General features: G+C 74.6%; 15 protein-coding genes. 4 read left to right on the forward strand and 11 right to left on the reverse strand.

Features of this window, described 5'->3' with window-relative positions:
* Nucleotides 1-175: 175 nt before the first annotated feature.
* Nucleotides 176-1,570, reverse strand: coding sequence for a cation:dicarboxylate symporter family transporter (locus tag ACFXOZ_RS12685; RefSeq protein ID WP_375890565.1), 1,395 nt, complete (start codon nt 1,568-1,570; stop codon nt 176-178).
* Between the two features lie 208 nt (nt 1,571-1,778).
* On the opposite strand from ACFXOZ_RS12685, the gene ACFXOZ_RS12690 reads away from it, so the two are divergent.
* The 4 genes from ACFXOZ_RS12690 to ACFXOZ_RS12705 all read left to right on the forward strand — a co-directional run bounded on the left by ACFXOZ_RS12690 (nt 1,779) and on the right by ACFXOZ_RS12705 (nt 7,509).
* The gene (locus ACFXOZ_RS12690; RefSeq protein ID WP_380521001.1) at nt 1,779-3,536 is read left to right on the forward strand and encodes an ATP-binding protein; all 1,758 of its coding nucleotides are present in this window, start codon (nt 1,779-1,781) and stop codon (nt 3,534-3,536) included.
* A complete protein-coding gene (locus ACFXOZ_RS12695; RefSeq protein WP_375890561.1) occupies nt 3,533-4,276 on the forward strand; it encodes a response regulator in 744 nt (247 codons plus the stop codon). The genes ACFXOZ_RS12690 and ACFXOZ_RS12695 overlap by 4 nt, the downstream gene beginning before the upstream one ends.
* Nucleotides 4,277-4,489: 213 nt before the next feature.
* Nucleotides 4,490-5,992 (forward strand): diaminobutyrate--2-oxoglutarate transaminase, encoded by a 1,503-nt coding sequence (locus ACFXOZ_RS12700; RefSeq protein ID WP_380589852.1) that lies wholly within the window; start codon nt 4,490-4,492, stop codon nt 5,990-5,992.
* A 32-nt stretch (nt 5,993-6,024) separates the two neighbouring features.
* Nucleotides 6,025-7,509 (forward strand): pyridoxal phosphate-dependent decarboxylase family protein, encoded by a 1,485-nt coding sequence (locus tag ACFXOZ_RS12705; RefSeq protein ID WP_375890760.1) that lies wholly within the window; start codon nt 6,025-6,027, stop codon nt 7,507-7,509.
* Nucleotides 7,510-7,641: 132 nt separating this feature from the next.
* On the opposite strand, the gene ACFXOZ_RS12710 is transcribed toward ACFXOZ_RS12705, so the two are convergent.
* The 10 genes from ACFXOZ_RS12710 to ACFXOZ_RS12755 all read right to left on the reverse strand — a co-directional run bounded on the left by ACFXOZ_RS12710 (nt 7,642) and on the right by ACFXOZ_RS12755 (nt 19,994).
* Nucleotides 7,642-8,439: an inositol monophosphatase family protein gene (locus tag ACFXOZ_RS12710; RefSeq protein WP_375890758.1), complete on the reverse strand. Its 798-nt coding sequence runs from the start codon at nt 8,437-8,439 to the stop codon at nt 7,642-7,644.
* Nucleotides 8,440-8,651: 212 nt separating this feature from the next.
* Nucleotides 8,652-9,884: a type III PLP-dependent enzyme gene (locus ACFXOZ_RS12715; RefSeq protein ID WP_380589854.1), complete on the reverse strand. Its 1,233-nt coding sequence runs from the start codon at nt 9,882-9,884 to the stop codon at nt 8,652-8,654.
* Nucleotides 9,881-11,659 carry an IucA/IucC family protein gene (locus tag ACFXOZ_RS12720; protein ID WP_380589857.1) on the reverse strand — a complete coding sequence of 593 codons (1,779 nt, stop codon included), beginning with the start codon at nt 11,657-11,659 and terminating at the stop codon, nt 9,881-9,883. The genes ACFXOZ_RS12715 and ACFXOZ_RS12720 overlap by 4 nt, the downstream gene beginning before the upstream one ends.
* Nucleotides 11,656-12,870: an MFS transporter gene (locus ACFXOZ_RS12725; RefSeq protein ID WP_380589859.1), complete on the reverse strand. Its 1,215-nt coding sequence runs from the start codon at nt 12,868-12,870 to the stop codon at nt 11,656-11,658. Before ACFXOZ_RS12725 ends, ACFXOZ_RS12720 begins: the two co-directional genes overlap by 4 nt.
* Entirely contained in the window at nt 12,867-14,651 is a 1,785-nt protein-coding gene (locus ACFXOZ_RS12730; protein ID WP_380589862.1) for an IucA/IucC family protein, read from the reverse strand. The genes ACFXOZ_RS12725 and ACFXOZ_RS12730 overlap by 4 nt, the downstream gene beginning before the upstream one ends.
* Entirely contained in the window at nt 14,648-15,847 is a 1,200-nt protein-coding gene (locus ACFXOZ_RS12735) for an acetyl-CoA carboxylase biotin carboxylase subunit family protein (protein ID WP_380589865.1), read from the reverse strand. The genes ACFXOZ_RS12730 and ACFXOZ_RS12735 overlap by 4 nt, the downstream gene beginning before the upstream one ends.
* A 154-nt stretch (nt 15,848-16,001) precedes the next feature.
* Entirely contained in the window at nt 16,002-17,003 is a 1,002-nt protein-coding gene (locus ACFXOZ_RS12740) for an ABC transporter substrate-binding protein (protein ID WP_375891333.1), read from the reverse strand.
* Nucleotides 17,004-17,066: 63 nt separating this feature from the next.
* Nucleotides 17,067-17,912: an ABC transporter ATP-binding protein gene (locus tag ACFXOZ_RS12745; protein ID WP_380589869.1), complete on the reverse strand. Its 846-nt coding sequence runs from the start codon at nt 17,910-17,912 to the stop codon at nt 17,067-17,069.
* A complete protein-coding gene (locus ACFXOZ_RS12750) occupies nt 17,912-18,946 on the reverse strand; it encodes a FecCD family ABC transporter permease (RefSeq protein WP_380589872.1) in 1,035 nt (344 codons plus the stop codon). Before ACFXOZ_RS12750 ends, ACFXOZ_RS12745 begins: the two co-directional genes overlap by 1 nt.
* A gap of 82 nt (nt 18,947-19,028) precedes the next feature.
* Nucleotides 19,029-19,994 (reverse strand): FecCD family ABC transporter permease, encoded by a 966-nt coding sequence (locus tag ACFXOZ_RS12755; protein ID WP_375891472.1) that lies wholly within the window; start codon nt 19,992-19,994, stop codon nt 19,029-19,031.
* Nucleotides 19,995-20,122 lie beyond the last annotated feature (128 nt).

The following is a 20,122-nucleotide window of genomic DNA, read 5'->3' on the forward strand; positions in this document are numbered from 1 at the left end:
GGGTGGCAGGGGCGGACAGCGGCTCGCAGTAGTCCTGCCCGGGTGACCGGGGGGACCCCCGCGCCCCCCCCCCCCCCCCCCCGGTCCGGCGCGGCGCCGGGAACGGGAAGCCCCCCGGCCCGGCGCCGTTTCCGGGGGAGGTGCTGGCGCCGGACCGGGGGAGTCGTGGGAGCGCTCAGACGGTGGCCGCCGTCGTGGCCGCCGTCGCGGGCACCGCGGGGACGGCCTCCGGCTCGGGGGCGGCGCCGCCGTGGCCGTCGACCAGGGTCAGCTCGTCGAACGGCAGCCGGCCGTCCAGGACGCGGCGGGCGCGCTCGGCGTCCAGTTCGCCGGTCCAGTGCCCGATCAGCACGGTCGCGACGGCGTTGCCCGCGAAGTTGGTGAGGGCGCGGGCCTCCGACATGAACCGGTCGATGCCGACGATCAGGCCGACCCCGTCCACCAGTGCGGGCTTGTGCGACTGCAGGCCGCCCGCGAGGGTGGCCAGCCCGGCGCCGGTGACCCCGGCCGCGCCCTTGCTGGCGATCACCATGAAGACCAGCAGCGAGAGCTGCTCGCCGATCGACATCGGCTTGTCCATCGCCTCGGAGATGAAGATCGAGGACATGGTGAGGTAGATCGCGGTGCCGTCGAGGTTGAAGCTGTAGCCGGTCGGCACGGTGATGCCGACGACCGGGCGGCTGACGCCCAGGTGCTCCATCTTGGCGATCAGGCGGGGCAGCGCGCTCTCGGAGGAGGAGGTCGAGAGGATCAGCAGGAACTCGCGGCCGAGGTACCTGAGCAGCGCGAACACGTTGACCCCGGCGACCAGGCGCAGCAGGGTCCCGAGCACCACGACGACGAACAGCGCGCAGGTGACGTAGAAGCCGATCATGATCACGGCGAGGCTCTTCAGCGCGTCGACGCCGGTCGCCCCGACCACCGCCGCCATCGCCCCGAAGGCACCGATCGGCGCGACCCACATGATCATCGACATGATCCGGAACACCAGCCGCTGCAGGTGCTCGACGCCGCGCAGCACCGGTGCGCCGACCGGTCCGAGGGCCTGCAGGGCGAAGCCGGCCAGCAGTGCGACCAGCAGGGTCTGCAGCACCTTGCCCTGGGTGAGGGCCGAGAACAGGGTGTCGGGGATCATCCCGAGCAGGAAGTCGGTGGTCGACTGGGCGCCGCCGGCGGCCGCCTGGGCGTGGCCGGACTTGGCGAGCGCGGCGGTCAGGTGCAGGCCGCCGCCGGGCTCCAGCAGGTTGCCGACGACCATGCCGATGGCCAGGGCGACGGTCGACATGGCGAGGAAGTAGCCGATGGCGAGGCCGCCGACCTTGCCGACCTTCGCGGCCTTGGTGACCGAGCCGATGCCCAGCACGATGGTGCAGAAGATCACTGGACTGATCATCATCTTGATCAGGTTGACGAACCCGGTGCCGATCGGCTTCAACTCGACGGCGAAGCCGGGGGCGGCCAGTCCGACCACCACGCCCGCGACCACTGCGGCGATCACGGCGAGGTAGAGGTAGTGGGTCCGGTCCTTGCGTCTGGGTCCCCCCGCCGTGGCGGTCTCGGTGGTCGACATCTGCGGCTCCTTCGCCCTGCAGTCCTGGCGGCCCCGGGTGGTGGGCCGATCCGACTATGGGGCCCTGGAGTGACGGAGGTCACGTTTGCGTTCATAGAGTTCACGGAGGGACGGGAACGGCCGGGGTGTCGCTCGGGGCCGGGCAGTACTCGGGCGCGGGGTGCCCGGGGCCCGGGAGTGTGCGGGGCCGTGGTGCACACTGGCAGGCATGTCCGTGAGCACCGCCCCCACCCGCTCGCGTCGCCGCTGGCTCCCGCTGCCGCGCCGGCTGGTCCGCAGCCTGGCCGGGCAGCTCTTCGTCGTCCAGGTGGTCATCGTCGCCGCCGTGGTGGCGGGCGGCGCGGTGCTGGCGTACCTGTTCACCGCCGAGCGCACCGAGGACGCGGCCCGCCGCGAGGTCACCTCGGTGGCCCACGCCGTCGCCGACTCCCCGTCCGTGCGCTCCGCCGTCGCCGGGCCGGACCCGACCGCGGTGCTCCAGCCGTACGTCGAGCAGGTGCGCCAGGACGTCGGGGTCTCCTTCATCACCGTCATGGACACCGAAGGGGTGCGCTGGACCCACCCGCTGCCCGAGCAGATCGGCAAGCGCTACCTCGGGCACATCGACTGGGCGCTGGCCGGGCAGACCCGCAGCGAGACCTACACCGGCACGCTCGGCCCCTCCGTCCGGGTGGTCACCCCGGTGTGGGACGACCAGCACCGGGTGATCGCGCTGGTCAGCGTGGGGCTGACGCTGGAGTCCATCTCCGCGCAGCTGAGCGGACCGCTGCTCGCCCTGGTCGGGGTCGCGGTGGCCGCGCTGGCGCTCGGAGGGGCGGGCACCTACCTCGCCAACTCCCGGCTGCGGCGGCACACTCACGGCATGCGGCCGGACGAGCTCAGCCATCTCTACGAGTACCACCAGGCGACCCTGAGGTCGGTGCGGGAGGGGCTGATCCTGCTCGACCGGGCCCACCGGGTGGTGCTGTGCAACGATGCCGCTCGCGAACTTCTCGGACTGGAAGGCGAGTTGGACGGGCGCCCGGTGGCGGAGCTGGGGCTGCCGGAGGCCCTGGTGGCCGCCGTGCTCGGCGAGGAGCCGGTCCGGGACGAGGTGCACCTGACCGCCGAGCGGGTCGTGGTGCTCAACACCTCCACCATCGGCACCGGTCTCGGCCGGGTGGTGACCCTCCGCGACCACACCGAACTGCAGTCGCTGAGTGGAGAGTTGGACTCCGTACGCGGCTTCACCGAGGCGCTCGGGGCGCAGGCGCACGAGGCCGCCAACCGGCTGCACGCCGTCGTCTCGCTGATCGAACTCGGCCGCCACGAGCAGGCGGTGGAGTTCGCGACCGCCGAGCTCGCCCTCGCCCAGCAGCTCACCGACCGGGTGGTCGCCGCGGTCGGCGAGCCGGTACTGGCCGCGCTGCTGCTCGGCAAGGCGGCCCAGGCGGCCGAACGGGGCGTGGAGTTGACCCTCACCGAGGACAGCCGGATCGACGACGGGGTGCTCCCGCCCGGGCTCTCCGCCCGGGACCTGATCACCGTCCTCGGCAACCTGATCGACAACGCGGTGGACGCCGCCATCGCCGGGGCCGCGCAGAGCCCGGGCCCGCCGGAGGTCACCGTCACCGCGCGGATCGACGGCGATGCGGGCGATGGGGTTGGTGGCGATGGGGGCGATGGCGGTGCGGTCGACGGCGGGGTGCTCGGCGTGGGCGGCGGGGGCGCCTGTCTGCTGCTGCGGGTCGCCGACACCGGTGCGGGCATCGACCCGGCCGCCGTCGAGGACGTGTTCCGGCGCGGCTGGAGCACCAAGCAGGACGGCCACGGGCACGGCCTGGGTCTGGCACTGGTCGCCCAGGCCGCCCGGCGCAACGGCGGCACCGTCGAGGTCGGGCGCGAGCGCGGCGCGGTGCTCACCGTACGGCTGCCGCTGACCGGCGGCCGGGTGCGGGAGCTGGAGCAGGGCGGGGTGTCGGCGTGAGCGGCGGAGGTGTGGACGGCTCCGGCGTGAGCGGCGCCGCCCCGAGCGGGATCTCCGTCCTGGTCGTGGAGGACGACCCGGTGGCCGCCGCCGCGCACACCCTGTACGTCGAGCGCGAGCCCGGCTTCCGCGCCGTCGGCACCGTTCACAGCTGCGCCGACGCGCTGCGCTTCCTGGAGCGGGCCCGCGCCGCCGGGACGCCCGTCGACCTCACCCTGCTCGACCTCTACCTGCCGGACGGCCACGGCCTCCAGCTGTGCCGCACCCTGCGCGCGGCCGGGCACGCCACCGACGTCATCGCGGTCACCTCGGCCCGTGACCTCGCCATGGTGCGCCAGGCGGTCTCGGCGGGGGTCGTGCAGTACCTGCTGAAACCGTTCAGCGCGGCGGCGCTGCACGACCGGCTGGAGCGCTACGCCCGTTACCGGGACAGCCTCGGGCGCACCGGCGAGGCGACCGGACAGGACGAGGTCGACCAGGCGTTCGCCCTGCTCCGCACGCCCGAGCGCAACTCGCTGCCGAAGGGGCTGAGCGCGCCGACCCTGGACACCGTGGCCTCGGTGCTGCGGGAGGCCTCGACCGGCCTGTCGGCGGCGGCCGCCGGTACCGCTGCCGGGGTGTCCCGGATCACCGCGCGGCGGTACCTGGAGCACCTGGTGGACACCGGGCGGGCGGTGCGCGAGCCGCAGTACGGGAGCGTGGGGCGGCCGGAGCTCTGCTACCGCTGGAAGGGGCGGTGACGGCGGGGCGTTGATGGGGGGTTGGTGGCGGGCACGGATGGGGCGCTGCCGCCCGTGACCTTTCGGTGCCCTCGTTCGTTGGGCCGGACGGGGGAGCCGCGGGCGCTGTCGGGGGAGGTTCACTCACTCGGGTGGTTCTGGGTGCCCCCGCGGCATTCCGGCAGGTCACGGGCGATAAAGTTAGGCTTACCTAACTTCTTCTGGGGGTTCGCCTTGTCGCTCGCCGCCGTACCCGCCCAGGCCGCCTCCGGGGCCACCGCCGCCGCGGCCCCGCCCGCCGGCGAAGCCATCCTGCGCCGCCAGCGCGTCCGCGAGTCCGCCGCCCGGACGTACGCCCGGTCCTTCCCGATCGTCCCGGTCCGGGCCCACGGCATGACCGTCGAAGGCGCCGACGGCCGCCGCTACCTGGACTGCCTCTCCGGCGCCGGGACGCTCGCCCTCGGGCACAACCACCCGGTGGTGCTGGAGGCGATCCGCCGCACCCTCGACAGCGGCGCCCCGCTGCACCTGCTCGACCTGGCCACCGCCGAGAAGGACGACTTCACCAGCGCGCTGTTCGAGAGCCTGCCCCCCGAGTTCGCCTCCCGCGCCCGGGTGCACTTCTGCGGGCCGGCCGGGACGGACGCCGTCGAAGCCGCCCTCAAGCTGATGCAGACCGCCACCGGGCGCTCCGGCGCCCTCGCCTTCACCGGCGCCTACCACGGCATGACGGCCGGCGCCCTCGCGCTCACCGGCAACGTCGCCGTCAAGGAACCGCTGCCCGGCGGCGGCGAGGTCGTCCGGCTGCCCTACCCGTACGGCTACCGCTGCCCGTTCGGGGTCGGCGGCGAGGCGGGCGCCGAACTCGGCGCCACCTACGTCGAGCGGCTGCTCGACGACCCCTCCGGCGGTGTGGTGCCGCCCGCCGCGATGGTCCTGGAGGCCGTCCAGGGCGAGGGCGGGGTCGTGCCCGCCCCCGACGGCTGGCTGCGCGAGATGCGCCGGATCACCGCCGAGCGCGGCATCCCCCTGATCGTGGACGAGGTGCAGACCGGCGTCGGACGCACCGGCGCGATGTGGGCCGTCGAACACAGCGGCATCCTCCCGGACGCGATGGTGCTCTCCAAGGCCATCGGCGGCAGCCTGCCGCTCGCCGTGGTCGTCTACCGCGAGGACTACGACGGCTGGCGGCCCGGCGCCCACACCGGCACCTTCCGCGGCAACACCCTCGCGATGGCCGCCGGCGCCGCCACCCTGCGGTACGTCGCCGCGCACGGACTGGCCGAGCGGGCCGCCGTGGCGGGCGAGCGGATCACCGCCCGGCTGCGTGAACTCGCCGCCGAACTGCCCGCGATCGGCGACGTGCGCGGGCGCGGGCTGATGATCGGGGTCGAACTGGTCGACCCCGGCGCCGACCCCGACGCCTGCGGTGCCCGCCCGGCCGATCCGGCGCTCGCCGTACGGGTCCGCGAGGCCTGCCTGGCCCGCGGGCTGATCGTCGAACTCGGCGGGCGGCACGACGCGGTGCTGCGGCTGCTGCCGCCGCTGACCATCACCGACGAGCAGGTCGCGGCCGTGCTGGAGCGGCTGGCGGAGGCGATCGCGGCGGCCTCGGCGGCCTCGGCGGCCCAGGCTCCGGCCACGGCTCAGGCCACGGCTTCGGGATCGGGTTCGGGCTCGGGCGCGGGAGCGGCTCGGGTTCAGGCTTCGGCTTCGACGGCGCGGGGTGGGGCGTGACCGCCGCCGACCCCGGGGCGGTACCGCCCGAACTGCCCGGCGGGGGTGGCGATCCGGACGCCCTCGCGGGCGGCGCCGCCGGGCCCGGTGCCCTCGGCCCGCTGCTGGCCACCGTCCTCGACGCCCTCGACACCGGCACCGCGCTGCGCTCCGGGCCACTGCCCGCCGGCAGCCCGGCCGAGATCGCCGCCCTGGTCGCGGACGGCCTCGCCGGCGCCCGCGGACGCGGCGCGCTCGCCCGGCTCACCGAACTGCTCGCCTACGGCGCCGCCGACCCCGCCGACCCGGCCTGCGCCGCCCACCTGCACTGCCCGCCGCTCGCCGTCGCGGCCGCCGCCGACCTCGCGGTCAGCGTGCTCAACCCCTCCCAGGACTCCTGGGACCAGGCCCCGGCCGCGACCGCCCTGGAAACCGCCCTGCTCGCCGAACTCGCCACCCTGGTCGGCTACGACCCGCGCCGCGCGGCCGGGGTGCTCACCTCCGGCGGCACCGAGTCCAACCTGATGGGCCTGATGCTGGCACGGGACCAGAAGCTCGACGGCATCGTCGAGCTGGACGGCATCCCGGCCGGCGCCCGGCCCTGCATCCTCGCCTCCGAGGCCGCCCACTTCTCCGTCCAGCGCGCGGCCGCCCTGCTCGGACTCGGCGAACGCTCCGTCCTCGCCGTCCCCGTCGACCGCCGACTGCGCATGCCCCCCGAGGAGTTGGAACGCGCCCTGGCCGAGGCCAGCTGGGCCGGACGCACCCCGATCGCCGTCGTCGCCACCGCCGGCACCACCGACACCGGCGCCATCGACCCGCTGCACGCCGCCGCCGACCTGGCCGGCCGCTACGGCGCCTGGCTGCACGTCGACGCCGCGTACGGCGGCGGCGCGCTGCTCTCCGACCGGCTCGCCCCGCTGCTCGACGGCATCGCCCGCGCCGACTCGGTCTCCCTGGACTGGCACAAGCTCGGCTGGCAGCCCGCGGCCGCCGGGGTCTTCCTGGTCCGCCGGGCCGAGACCTACGTCTCGCTGGCCCGGCGCGCCGAGTACCTCAACCCCGTGGACGACGAGCAGGCCGGCTACCCCAGCCTGCTCGGCCGCTCGCTGCGCACCACCCGGCGGGCCGACGCCTTCAAGCTCGCCGTCACGCTGCGCACCCTCGGCCGGGAAGGCCTCGGCCGGCTCGTGGACGCCTGCCACGACCTGGCGTTGGCGGCCGCGGACGCCGTCCGGGCCGAACCCTCGCTCGAACTGCACGCCGAGCCCGTCCTCACCGCGCTGCTCTTCCGCTACCGGCCGCCCGGGATGACGGACGAGGCCGCCGTGGACGAGCTGAACGGGCAACTGCGCCGGCTGCTGCTGCGCACCGGACGGGCGGTGGTCGGGCGGACCGAACTGCCGGGGGACGGGCCCGGGCGGGTGCGGCTGAAACTCACGCTGCTCAACCCCCACACGACGGCGGGTGAGGTGGGGGCGCTGCTGCGGGAGGTGGTCGGCGCGGGGCGCAAGGTCGCCGGGGAGCGGGCGGGGTAGCGGCGCCGTCGCTGTCGCCGTCGCTGTTGCCGTCGCTGTCGCCGTCGCGGGTGGGCGGGCGGGCGGTGACCGGGCCGGGGCGGGGCGGGGCGGACGGGGGGTCCGGGCGGGCTGGGGTCGGGTCCGGTGCGGTCAGCCGTTCAGGAGGATGCCGCGGGTGAGTTCCCAGGTGTCGGGGTCGGCGGCGACCAGCAGGCCGTCCTCGCAGCCGGGGGCCTCGGGGCGGTACGGGGCGCCGTCCATGCGGGCCGAGACGCCGCCGGCCTCGGAGAGCAGCAGTGAACCCGGGGCGTGGTCCCAAGGGAGGGTCCGCCAGTAGAAGATGAAGTCGGTCCGGCCCTCGACGACGTCGGGGTACTCCATCCCGGCGGCGCTGCGGCCGGGGGAGATCTCGCCGAAGGCCGCGCAGTGGGACTCCAGGCGGTGCCGGTCGGCCGGGTCGAGGAAGCGGCTCTTCAGGATGCCGGTCAGCTTCCCGGCGTCGGCGGGCGCCGGGCGGCGGGTGAGGCGTTCGCCGTCCCGCCAGGCGCCGGAGCCCAGTTCGGCCCGGTAGGCGGTCGCGGTGGCGGGCTGCCAGATCCACGAGGCGACGGTCAGGCCGCTGCGGACCAGGGAGCACATCACGGCGTAGTCGGGGCGGCCCGCGACGAAGTTGGCGGTGCCGTCCACCGGGTCGACCAGCCAGACGGCGGGCTCGTCGTGGATGGCCAGGGCGAGCGCCGGGTCGGCGGACACCGCCTCCTCGCCGACCACCGGGACGGGCAGCAGTTCGTGCAGGCGGCGGGCGATGATCGCCTCGGCCTCGCGGTCGGCGACGGTCACGACCTCGCCGGGCGCCTTCTCCATCACCTCGCCGGCGGTCAGCGCCCGGAAGCGCGGCTCCACCGCCTCGGCCGACGCCTCGGCGAGTATCTCCGCCACCTTGTCCATCAGCACGTTCGCGCTCCCTTCGCCGGTTACCACTCTCCCACGAGTGGGTGGAGCGGGTGTCGGCCGGCGGGTGGCGGCGGACGGAGAACGGGGAACAGATGACGGATAACAGATGACAGATTTCGAAATCTGTCATCTGTTATCCGTTGGTTGTCCGCCGGTTCCCCGGCGGTTCGGCTTCGGTCGCCGGCCGGCCTCCGACCGGCCGCGGGTCAGTCGCCCAGGTAGTGGAACCCGGGCCGCGGGTGCATCAGGAACTCGTGGTGCGAGATGTTCCACCCGTACGCGCCCGCCATCGCGAACAGCACCCGGTCCGCCGTCCGCAGGCCCGCCGCGCCGTCCGCCGCCCGGGCCAGGACGTCCTTCGGGGTGCACAGCTGCCCGGCCAGGGTGGCCCGGCCGGTGGTGACGGCGGGGCGCGGCCAGGGATGCGGCCAGGCGTCCACCGGGAGCACCGCGAAGGGCTGGGAGTGCCCGCGGGTGGCCGGGGTGCGCAGGTGGTGGGTGCCGCCGCGGACCACCGCGAAGTCCTCGCCGTGGCTGCGCTTCACGTCCAGCACCTCGGTCGCGTACCAGCCGCAGTAGGCGGTCAGCGCCCGCCCGGGCTCGATCCGCAGGGTCAGCCCGGGGTGGGCGTCGAGCACCTTGGCCAGGCCCTCGCCGAAGGCCGTCCAGTCGAAGCGCCGTGCCGGGTCGTCGTAGTCCACCGCCATCCCGCCGCCGACGTTGACCTCGGCGAGCGGGAAGCCGTGCCGCTCGGCCAGTTCGGCCGACCAGGTGACGATCTGCTCGGCGACCGCCAGCTGCTCGTCCGCCGCCAGCCCGCTGGCCAGGTGGGCGTGCACCCCGCGCAGCCGCAGCCGGCGCCCGAGCGGGCCGCCGTCGGTGAGCAGCCGGGCGCACTCCTCGGCCTGGTCGGGGTCGAGCCCGAACGGGGTCGGCCGTCCACCCATCGCCAGCGGCACCGCGTCCAGGGCCTCGGTGACCACCGGCAGGTTCACCCGCAGCAGGACGTCCACGACGGCCGCCGGGCGCTCCGCCAGGACGGCGGCGAGCCGGTGCAGTTCCTGCTCGCTCTCGACGTGCCAGCGGTGCACTCCGGCGTCCACCGCCGCGAGGATCTCGGCGGGGGTCTTGCCCGGCCCGCCGAAGGCCAGCGGCGCGTCCGGGACGGCGGCCCGTACGTGCGCCAACTCCCCGCCGCTGGAGACCTCGTAGCCGTCGACGGCGTCGCGCAGCGCGGTCAGCAGCGGCGCGTCCGGGTTGGCCTTGGCGGCGTAGTACAGCTCGACCCGCTCGGGCAGTGCGGCCCGGACGGCGGCGGCGTGCTCCCGCAGGGCGGCCAGGTCGTAGACGTAGGCGGGCAGTTGGTCGGGCGCGAGGGAGGCGACGTGGCGGTGGACGGCGTCGCTCACCGGGGCGCCGGTGGTGGGGGTCTGGCTCATCGGACGGCGCTCCCGGTCGGAAGGTGGGCGGTCATGCGGGCGGCCTCGGCGAGCACCGAGCCGGCCAGCGGGGAGGGCAGCCGGACGTACCCGGCCTCCCGGTCGGCCTTGCGCTCCCAGCGGGTGAGCAGGTTGGCCTTGGCGGGCAGCGGGACACCGGCCAGCAGGGCCCGCAGCCGCGGCGGGCGGCCGTGGGCGGCCGCGTACTCCTCCAGGGCGTCCCGGACGGCCTGCCAGAGCGCGCCCTCCAGCTCGGGGTGGCGGTCGGCGAGGGCGGCGAGCAGTTCGGCGACGTGGTTGACCAGCAGGCAGTAGACCACCCGGTCCCAGCCGCGCTCGGCGTCGTAGGTCATCGGGCCGGCCACCTCGGGCGGCAGCGCGGCCAGCAGTTCGGCGTTCTGCTCGGGGACGAGCTTGGTGCCCTCCAGGTCGCGGAAGAGCACCTGGGTCGGCCGGCCGTCCGCGTCCACGCCGATGAGCACGTTCTGCAGGTGCGGCTCCAGCACTACGCCGTGGTCGAAGTAGGCCGCCAGCACCGGCGGGAGGAGCAGTCGCAGGTAGTCGCGCCACCAGTCGAGCGCGGCCGCCCCGCCCGAACTCGACTCCAGCAGCCGGGAGATGTGGGCCGAGCTGGTCGGGTGCTCGTCGGCGACGGCGCCGGCGAGCAGCGGGGTGACGCCGGGCCGCAGCAGGCCGCCGAAGCCCTCGCGCAGGATCAGGCCGAAGCCCTCGAACAGGGCCCGGTCGGGGTGGCCGTCGGCGCCGGGGAGGGCGAGGGTGCGGAAGGCGGGTTCGCGCAGCATCGCCGCGTCCGGGAAGCGCCCGGCCAGGTCGGTCAGCACCGGGTCCAGCAGACGGGTGAGCCGGACGGCGCCGGTGAGCTCGTAGGCGGCGTTCTTGCGCAGGCAGTTGGTGATCCGGACGTTGAGGCTGAACTTGAGGAAGGCGTCCGCGCCGTACAGGGTGCGCACCGAGGCGGTGGCGGCGAAGTGCTCGCCGCGCGGGCCGAGGTCCAGGACGTCGCCGCGGGCCAGGGCGGCGCGCAACAGCGGGTGGTCGCCGATGAGTTGGTACTGCCAGGGGTGGGCGGGCAGCAGCCGGTAGCCGTCCGGCACCTCACCGAGGCCGTCCAGGACGGCGCTCGCGTCCCGGTCCAGGGACTCCTCGGCCAGCAGCTCGGCGCGCACGGCCAGGTGGCGCAGCGGGAAGGCCGCGCGGGACTCGGGCGCGTAGTGGCGCCAGTCCCCCCGGGCGGCGGAGCGGGACTTGGGGGCCGGGTGGAAGCGGTGGCCGAACAGCAGGGCCTGCTCGGACTCCAGGTAGCGGTCCGCCTCGGCGGCCGGCCGGTCGGCCAGGCCCGCGCCGACGCCCTGGTGGCTGGAGGCCACCTGGTCGAGGAACTCCTCGTTCACCGTGCCGGTGCGCAGTTCCAGCTCCTCCTGGGCGTACCCGGCGAGCTCGCGCCAGCCCAAATCGCGCCACCCTTCGGGGGTTTCCTCGTGCACGGGGCCGGTGAACCGGTGCGCCCCGAGCAGCGAGGTGCGGCGCAGGGCGACCCGCAGCAGGGTGCCGCGGCGGGGCAGGCGCAGCAGCAGGTGCCCGTCGTCGACGGCGGTCTGGTGCTCGGGGGCGGACACCTCGCGCAGCAGGCAGTTGAGCAGGGTGTGGGCCACCGCCGCGTCCGCGCCGGGCAGTTCGGCGGGGTCCGTGGCCGACGGCGTGGTCGACGGCGTGGCTGGGAGAGTGGCGGGGAGGGTGGTGGGCCGGGCGGTCATCGGGGACTCCTACGGGTCAGGAGGGCGAGCAGGGCGGCGGCCAGTGCGGCGACGGTGCCGGTGACGACCGGGGCGGCCGGTCCGCCGCTGCCGTTGGCGAGCGCGGCGGCCAGTCCGGCGGCGACGGCACCGCACTTGGAGACGGTTTCGCGGGTGCCGAACATCCGGCCCGGCGCGCGGCCGCGGGCGGCTTCGGCGGCGAGGACGGCGAGGCAGACCAGGCCGAAGGTCATGCCGAGTCCGAGCACGGCCCGGGTGAGGGCGAAGGTGAGCAGTGAGTGGGCCGGGGCGTGGCCGACCAGTCCGACGGCCACCAGGGCGAAGCCCAGGGCCAGTCCGCTGCGCGGGCGTGCCTCGACGGCGGCGTGCACCCGGCCGGCAGCGACCAGGTAGACCAGGTGCGGCAGCGCGAACAGCAGGCCCGCGACGGTGCCCCCGGCCCCCGGCAGCCGCTGCTGGACCAGGGTGATCAGGTACGGGAAGGAGATGATGGTGGCGAAGACGAAGGCGAACTCGAAGGTGTAGAGCAGCCGGAGGGAGCCGGGCGGGTCGGCCGGGCCGGTCGCGGCGGTCGCGGCGGTTGCGGCGGCGGCGCGGCCCGCCGGCGCGACGGTCGGACGGACCGGCTCCGGCAGGGAGTTGAGCAGTGCCGCGGCGGTCAGCGGCAGCACCGCCATCACCAGGTACTGCCGGTGCGGGTCGATCCACGGCGACAGTGCGCCCACCAGGATCGGCGCCGCCACCAGGGCGGCCCGGGCACTGCCCTGCATCAGGGTCAGCGCCTTGGACAGCCGGGAGCCGTCCAGGGCCGCGGCGAGGTAGCCGTTGGTGGCGGAGAAGGTGCCGCCGAGGAGGCCCTGGAGCACCAGCGCGGCGGTGAACGCCGGCAGGCTGTCGGCGGCTCCGGCGAGCAGGAAGGAGACGGCGAGGCCGAGTTGGGCGCGCAACAGCAGCCGCTTCTGGCCGAAGTGGTCGGCCAGCCGGCCCCACAGCGGGGCGCCGAGGGCGGTGAAGACGGTCGGCACGACGTACAGCAGACCGGCCCAGTGGCCGCTGTGGTCCCCGAGGGTGGGGAGGATCTCGGTGAGGTACGGCGGCAGACCGAGGGCGGCGAAGGAGGCGACGAAGTAGCAGGCCGCCACCGCGTGCACCTGGCGCCGGTCCAGCCCCGCGGCCTCGGTCGGCCGCGACAGGGGTTCGACGGTCGTCACGAACGGTCCCCGGACAGGAGGTAGTTGGGTCCGTTGGTGTAGTGCTTGTTGATGTCCGCTGCGCCGCTGCGCTCCTTGCTGAGCAGCGACCCGGCGCTCACCATGGCCTTGACCGGCAGCCGTTCGGCCTCCAGCAGGTCGGTGCGCAGCGGTTGCCCGGCCGGTCCCAGCCGGTCGACCGCCTCGCCGAGGACGGTGCGCAGCAGCTCCAGGCTCCGCGCCAGCGGTACCCGGCCGTGCGCGGCCAGGCCGAAGGCGAGCGAGGCGGTGCACAGGTGGCCGGTGATGGTGGTGAACAGGTCGGTGAGTGCGCGGTCCTGCTCGCCGAGGATTCGCGGATCACGGAACTCGGCCACCAGGGCGGCCAGTTCGCGGACCGGGGAGCGGACCGCCCGGGCGGTGTTGACCCGGGGGCCGTCGTTGTCCTTGTAGAGCAGCCGCAGGCCGGTCCCGTCGAGGACCAGCGAGGTGTTCTGCTGGTGCGACTCCAGGGCGATGCCGTGGCCGAACAGGGTGGTCTGCCAGTCGACCAGCAGCCGCAGCAACTCCTCGTACAGCGCGGGGACGGAGCCGTGGTGGAAGCGGTCGGTCAGGTGGTCGATCACCAGCCGGCCGTCGGGCGCCTCGGCGAGCAGGGCGGCCAGCGGGACGCTGACGGCGTCGTCCAGGCCCTCCGGGTAGCGGCGCAGCAGGACGGCCAGCAGCTCGTCCTCGGCGTGGGCGTAGTGCTGTTCGTCGGCGTGCAGGATCCGCCCGGCGAAGCGCGGTTCGCGGGCGGCCACGGCCTCCACCAGGCGCTGTCCGACCGCGCCGTTGACCAGGGTGACCGGCTTGATGGTGCGGCGGTTGCGCAGGCCCAGGGTGGCGGTGGCGAGCGGCAGTTTGAGGTGGCAGGACGGGTCGGCGGCCACGGCGACGGTGCGCATGGACAGCGTGGGGAGCACTTCGAGGTACGGCTCGGGGGCGAGCACCGCGCCCGGCGCGATCCGGGTGAAGTCCTCGTCCGCGGTGAGCGGATGGACCGGAACGGTGGCGAACTCGCGCGGTACGCCCAGCTGTTCGGCGCTCGGCCACCAGGCGGGCAGCGGACCGTCGCCGTGCACGGTCAGCCGGCCGGCCGGGACGGCGAGCCAGCGCAGCTCGAAGCTCGGGTGGAACTCCGGCGCGTAGGAGCGGAGTTGGGCCTCGCTCAGGCCGGAGCGGCCCCGCGCGGTCGGGTAAACCGGGTGGTCCAGGAAGGCGGCGAGGGCCTCGAAGCCGAGCGCGGCGCGCGGGCCGGCCCAGTCCGCCACGTCCTTGCCGTAGCGCTCGGCGAGTTCGGCCTGCACCTCGGGCCGCACCCGGTCGTGCAGCTCCATGGTGGCGAGGGTCTGCCGGCACTCCTCGGCGAAGGCCAGGTGGCCGGGGCGGTCCAGCGGATCGGCCCGCTCCGCCAGCAGGGCCAGGACGGCGGTCAGTTCGGTGAGCCGGGCGCCGTCGACCTCCAGCTCCGGCAGTCGGGCGGCGTGGTCGGCCTGGAAGCCGTCGGGGGCGACCGGCAGGGCGAGCGAGCCGTCGCTCAGCCAGGGTCCGTCGGGGCGCTGCTCCAGGGTGCCCCGGGTGCGCAGGCCGAGCACGTCCTCCCGCAGCAGGGCGGACAGCACCCGCAGGGTGAGCTGCTCGGCCGGGGTCGAAGCGGCGGGAGCCGTTGCGGTGGGGGCCGTTGCGGTGGGGGTCGGCCCGGCGAGGGTCGAAGCGGCGGGGGCCGTTGCGGTGGGGGCGGGATGATCGGCCGGGTTCATGAGGTGATCTCCCAGCGGTTGGCGGCGATGAACTCCGCGACCGCGCCGTCCACCGCATCCTGGTCCGGACCGACCGCCCAGACGATGCCCAGGTAGTCGCGGTTGGTGCGGTAGAGCTCGTGCCGGGCGCCGAGCTCGCGCACCGGCAGGTAGGACAGCGTGACCCCGTCGGCCCGTCGCTCGAAGTGCGGCTCGGGGGCGGCGGTCAGGGTGCCGGGCTGCTCGGCGCAGACCCGCTCGTGGCGGGCCCGCCGGTCGCCGCGGGCTCCCAGGTCGGCGGGCAGCTCCTCGCCGAGGTGGGCGCGCAGCACCAGCTCGAAGTAGGGGATCCCGAGGATCTCGGCGAGCATCAGGTCGCACTGGTCGCCGATGGCGCGGTAGTTGACCTCGATGATGCGGGCGCGGCCGTCCGACTGGAGGACGAACTCGGTGTGGCAGGCGCCGAGTCCGACCCCGAGGGCGTCGAGCTGGGCGAGCACCTGATCGACCACCGGGTGGGGGTGCGCCGGGGTGAAGGTCAGCACCTCTTCGATGAAGTCCGGCGGCGGGGAGAGCCGGGTGCGGAAGCCGCCGAGGACGCGCCTGGTCCGGCCGTCGCCCAGGGTCTCCAGGGTGCACAGCTCGCCGGCCAGGAACTCCTCGACCACCAGGGTGGCGCCGGGGCGGCGCTGCTGGATCTCCTCGACCCGCAGGGCGAGTTCGGCGGTGTCGGCGACCAGGGTGACGTCCTCGCTGGCGACGCCCTCGCGCGGCTTGACGATGCACGGGAACGAGGGGGTGAGGCCGCTCGGGTCCTGCCCGGGTGCCAGCTCGGCGGACTCCACCGCGTCCAGGCCGCGCTCGGCGAGGTGGCGGCGCAGCTCGCCCTTGTTCTTGGCCCGCAGGGCGGCCTTCCAGTCCTTGCCGGCCAGGCCGAAGTACTCGGCGACCAGGGCGGTCTGGGTCTGCAGGTGGTCGCTGTTGCTGAACACCGCGGCCGGGGTGTGGTGCTGGGATATCAGGCCGATGACCTCGCGGAAGTCCTGGACGTCGCACTCCACCACCTCGCAGGCGAACTCCGCTCTGGCGTACGCGCGTTGGTGGGCCTCGACGTGGTCGGTGAGGACGGTGACGTCGAGTCCGAGCCGGGCGGCGGCGGGCAGGAAGCCGCGGGTGACCGAGTCGGTGGGGTTGAGGGCGAGCAGGTAGAGCCGCATGGGGATGGTCCTCGGGGCGTGGGGGCGGACGAAGGACGGCGAACAGATGACAGAGTTCGAAATCTGTCATCTGTTATCTGTCGTCTGAAAGATGAACTCTGAAAGTTGAATTCTGAAATCTGTTCGCCGTCAGCTGTTCGTTGTGGCGCGACGACTACTTGGGCGCGTCCACGCCCGCCGCCTTGGCGATGTCGACGAGCATCGCGTCCGCGGCCTGGACGCCGATGCCGGACATCCAGGTCTCGTCCGGCACGGTGAAGACCTTGTTGTTCTTGACGGCGTTCAGGCCCTGCCAGACCGGGGTCTGCTGGACCTCGCTCTCCTTGGTCTTGGACGGGTCGTCGGCAGTGGTGACGAACACCAGGTCGGCGTCGGCCTGGCTGACCTGCTCGGCGCTGACCTCGATGATGTTCTTGTCCACGTCCTGCGGGGCCGGGCGGGTCAGGCCGACGTCCTTGAGCACCACGCCGCTGTACGAGGCCTTCGCGTACAGGCGGGTCGGCCCGGCCACGAAGCGGACCACCGAGGCGGTCGGCATCGTCCCGTTGTACTTGGCCTTGATCGCCTCGCCCAGCTTGTGCGCCCGCTCCTCGTAGTCGGCCAGCGCCTTCTTCGCCTCGTCCTCCTTGCCGAGGGCCTGGGCGTACAGCGCCAGGTTCTCCTTCCACGGGAAGCCGGTGGTCTCGGCCAGCACGGTCGGCGCGATCGCGTTCAGCTGGTCGTACACCTTGGCGTGCCGGACCTTGGAGGAGAGGATCAGGTCGGGCTTGAGGGAGGCGATCAGCTCCAGGTTCGGCTCGTTCATCGGGCCGACGTCCTTGGTGTCCTTGATCTTGTCCTTGAGGTAGTTCGGGAACCCGCCCTCGGTCTTCATGTGCGGGGACACCGCGCCGACCGGCGTGATGCCGAGCAGCGTGACGTCGTCCAGCTCACCGCTGTCCAGCACCACGACGCGCTTGGGCTGGGACTTGATCTGGGCGGTCCCGGCGGCGTGCTTGACGGAGCGCGGGAAGCCGGCGGCGGTGCCGGCCGAGGCGGCGGCGGAGGAGCCGGAGTCACCGCCGGACTTGGCACCGTCCCCGTTGCTGCCGCAGGCGGCGAGGAGCGTGGCGGACAGCGTGACGGCGAGGACGGCGACGGGGAGTCGGCGGTTCATCGGAGTTCCTTGGATCGGGTCGAACGGGGAGGCGGAAGAGAAGGGGGGGACGGGAGGAGGAGGTCAGACGGTGGCCGACGCGGCGGACACGGCGGCAGTGCGTACCCGGGCCCGCGGCACGACCAGCGGAGTGCCGGTCTCCGGGTCGGGCACCACCCGGCACGGCACGCCGAAGACGGCCTCGACCAGTTCGGCCGTCAGGACCTCGGCGGGCGGACCGGCCGCGGCGAGCCGCCCGTCCTTGAGCACCACCAGGTGGTCGGCGTACCGCGCGGCCTGCCCGAGGTCGTGCAGCACCATGACGACGGTGCGTCCGGCCTCGGTGTGCAGGTCGGCGACCAGGTCGAGCACGTCGAGCTGGTGCCGCAGGTCGAGGAAGGTGGTCGGCTCGTCGAGCAGCAGCAGGTCGGTCTCCTGGGCGAGCGCGAGCGCGATCCAGACCCGCTGGCGCTGCCCCCCGGAGAGCCGGTCGACCTGCCGGTCGCGCAGTTCGGCGGTCCCGGTGCGCTCCAGCGCCTCCTCGACCGCGGCCTGGTCGGCCTTGGACCACGGGCTGAGCATCCGCTGGTGCGGGTAGCGTCCGAGCCGTACCAGCGCCTCGACGGTGACCGCCTCCGGCGTGACGGGCTGCTGCGGCAGCAGGCCCATCCGCTTGGCGAGGGTGCGGGCGGGCATCCGGTGGATGTCGGCGCCGTCGAGGGTGACCGTGCCGGCGGCCGGGTCGAGCAGCCGGACGAGGCCGCGCAGCAGGGTCGACTTGCCGCAGGCGTTCGGTCCGACGATCGCGGTGACGGCGCCGCCGGGGAGTTCGAGGTCGAGGCCGTCGACGATGGTCCGGTCGCCGTAGCGCAGTCCGAGGCCGTGGGCGGCGAGCCGGTTGGCGGTCGTGGGGGCCGGGAGGGAGGTCATCAGCTGCTCCTCTGGGGAAGCCGGCCCTGGCGGATCATCAGCACCAGGAGCCAGGGCGCGCCGAGGGTGGCGGTGACGGCACCGACCGGCAGGCCGTGGACGGGGATCACGTGCAGCACGAGGAGGTCGGCCGCGAGCAGCAGCACGGCGCCGGTGAGCGCGGTGAGGCCGAGGGTGCCGGGGGTGGGCGGCCCGGCGAGCAGCCGGACCAGGTGGGGGACGGCGAGGGCGACGAAGGCGACCGGTCCGGTGAGGGCGGCGGCCAGCGAGGCGAGGGTGATGGTGAGCAGCAGCAGCCAGAGCCGGTCCCGGGCGGGGTCGAGGCCGAGGCCGCCGGCCGAGTCGTCGCCGAGGTCGAGGACGGCGACCCGCCGCTGGCAGAGCACGAGGGCCCCGGCGGTGAGGGCGATGGCGGTGCCGCCGATCCACACCTCGGTCCAGTTGCGCCCGTACAGCGAGCCGGTGGTCCACTGCATGGCGGAGGAGGCCAGTTCGGCCGGGAACCGTACGATCATCAGGTTCACGGCGGCGGCCAGGCCCTGCTGGACCGCCAGGCCGACCAGCACCAGCCGGGTCACGGCCATCCTGGAGCGCCAGGCCAGGCCGCCGAGCAGCAGCGCGGCGAGCAGCCCGCCGCCGACCGCGGCCAGCGGGATCAGCTGCTGCGAGGCGCCGGTGGCGAGCATCAGCACCGCGCCGAAGGAGGCGCCGCCGGTGATGCCGATGGTGTCGGGGGCGGCCAGCGGGTTGCGGAACAGCCGCTGCAGCATCGAGCCGGCCATCGCCAGCCCGGCTCCCGCGATCAGCGCGGACACCACGCGCGGCGCCCGGAACTGCTGTACCACCAGGACGTCGCCGGACTGGCCCTGGCCGAACAGGGCGCGCAGCGCGTCCCAGGCGGAGATGTTCACCTGGCCGGTGCCGAGCGCGATGCCGGTGAGCACCACCAGCAGGGCGACGGCCAGCAGCGACCAGGCGGCGGTACGGGCCCGGCGGCGCGCGATCGCGCCCATCTGGACGGCGGGCGAGCTCATGCGCCCACCCCGTTCCGGCCGGCGGTCGTCCCGCTCACGCCACGCACGGTGCACCTCTTGACGGTTCGCTGGTTCCGGTCGTTCACTTGGCCACCTTCCGGGCCAGCACCGCGAGCAGCGGCGCGCCGAGGAAGGCGGTGACGATGCCGACCTCGATCTCGGAGGGCTGCACCACGAGCCGGCCGAGCACGTCGGCGGCGAGCAGCAGCAGCGGGCCGGTGATCAGGCAGCCGGGCAGCAGCCAGCGGTGGTCGTTGCCGAGGAGGGCGCGGACCAGGTGCGGCGCGGCCAGTCCGATGAACGCCACCGGTCCGGAGACGGCGACCGCACTGCCCGCGAGCAGGACGACGGCCAGGCCGCCGACCACCCGGATCCGCGCCACCGGCACGCCCAGTGCCTGGGCGGTCTCGTCGCCCAGGGCCAGCGCGTTGAGCGCGGGGGAGATCGCGAAGGCGGCCACCAGGCCGAGCGCCAGGAACGGCAGCACCGGGGTGAGGGTGTCCAGGTGGCGTCCGGCGATCGAGCCGGCCAGCCAGAACCGGGCCTCGTCCAGGGTGCGGTGACTGGCCAGCATCAGCGCGGAGGTCCAGGAGGTGAGCACCACGGTGAGCACGGTGCCGCCGAGCGCGAGCCGGATCGGGTCGAGGTCCCCGCCGCGCCGGGACATGCCGTAGGCGGAGACGGCGGCGACGGCCGCCCCGGCGAAGGCGAACCAGACGTACTGGGAGGGGCGGGAGAGGTCCAGCGCGTAGATCGCGGCGACCACGGCGAGGCTCGCGCCGGCGTTGATGCCGAGGGTGACCGGGGAGGCCAGCGGGTTGCGGGTGACGCCCTGGGCGACCGCCCCGGCGACGCCGAGCGCGGCTCCGACGGCCAGGCCGATGAGCGTGCGCGGAACCCGAAGGCCCGTCACCACGTCGGCGTCCCCGCCGTGGGCGGCGCCGGTGAGGGCGTCGACGACGGTGGACAGCGGGATGGCGCGGGAGCCCAGCGCGAGGCTCAGGGCGGCGCACAGCACGAGTGCGGCCACACCGGCGACCAGCAGCAGCGGCCGCTGGAGCGCCGCCGCGGGACGGGGCGTCGCCGGGGCTGTGGTGGCGGGTGGGTCGGTTCTCAGCACGAGTCGACATCTTAGGTTAGGTTTGCCTAAATTCGTCAAGATCGTGCCGATGGTCG

Source organism: Kitasatospora sp. NPDC059160, assembly GCF_042755465.1.
In the GTDB taxonomy this organism is placed as follows: domain Bacteria; phylum Actinomycetota; class Actinomycetes; order Streptomycetales; family Streptomycetaceae; genus Kitasatospora.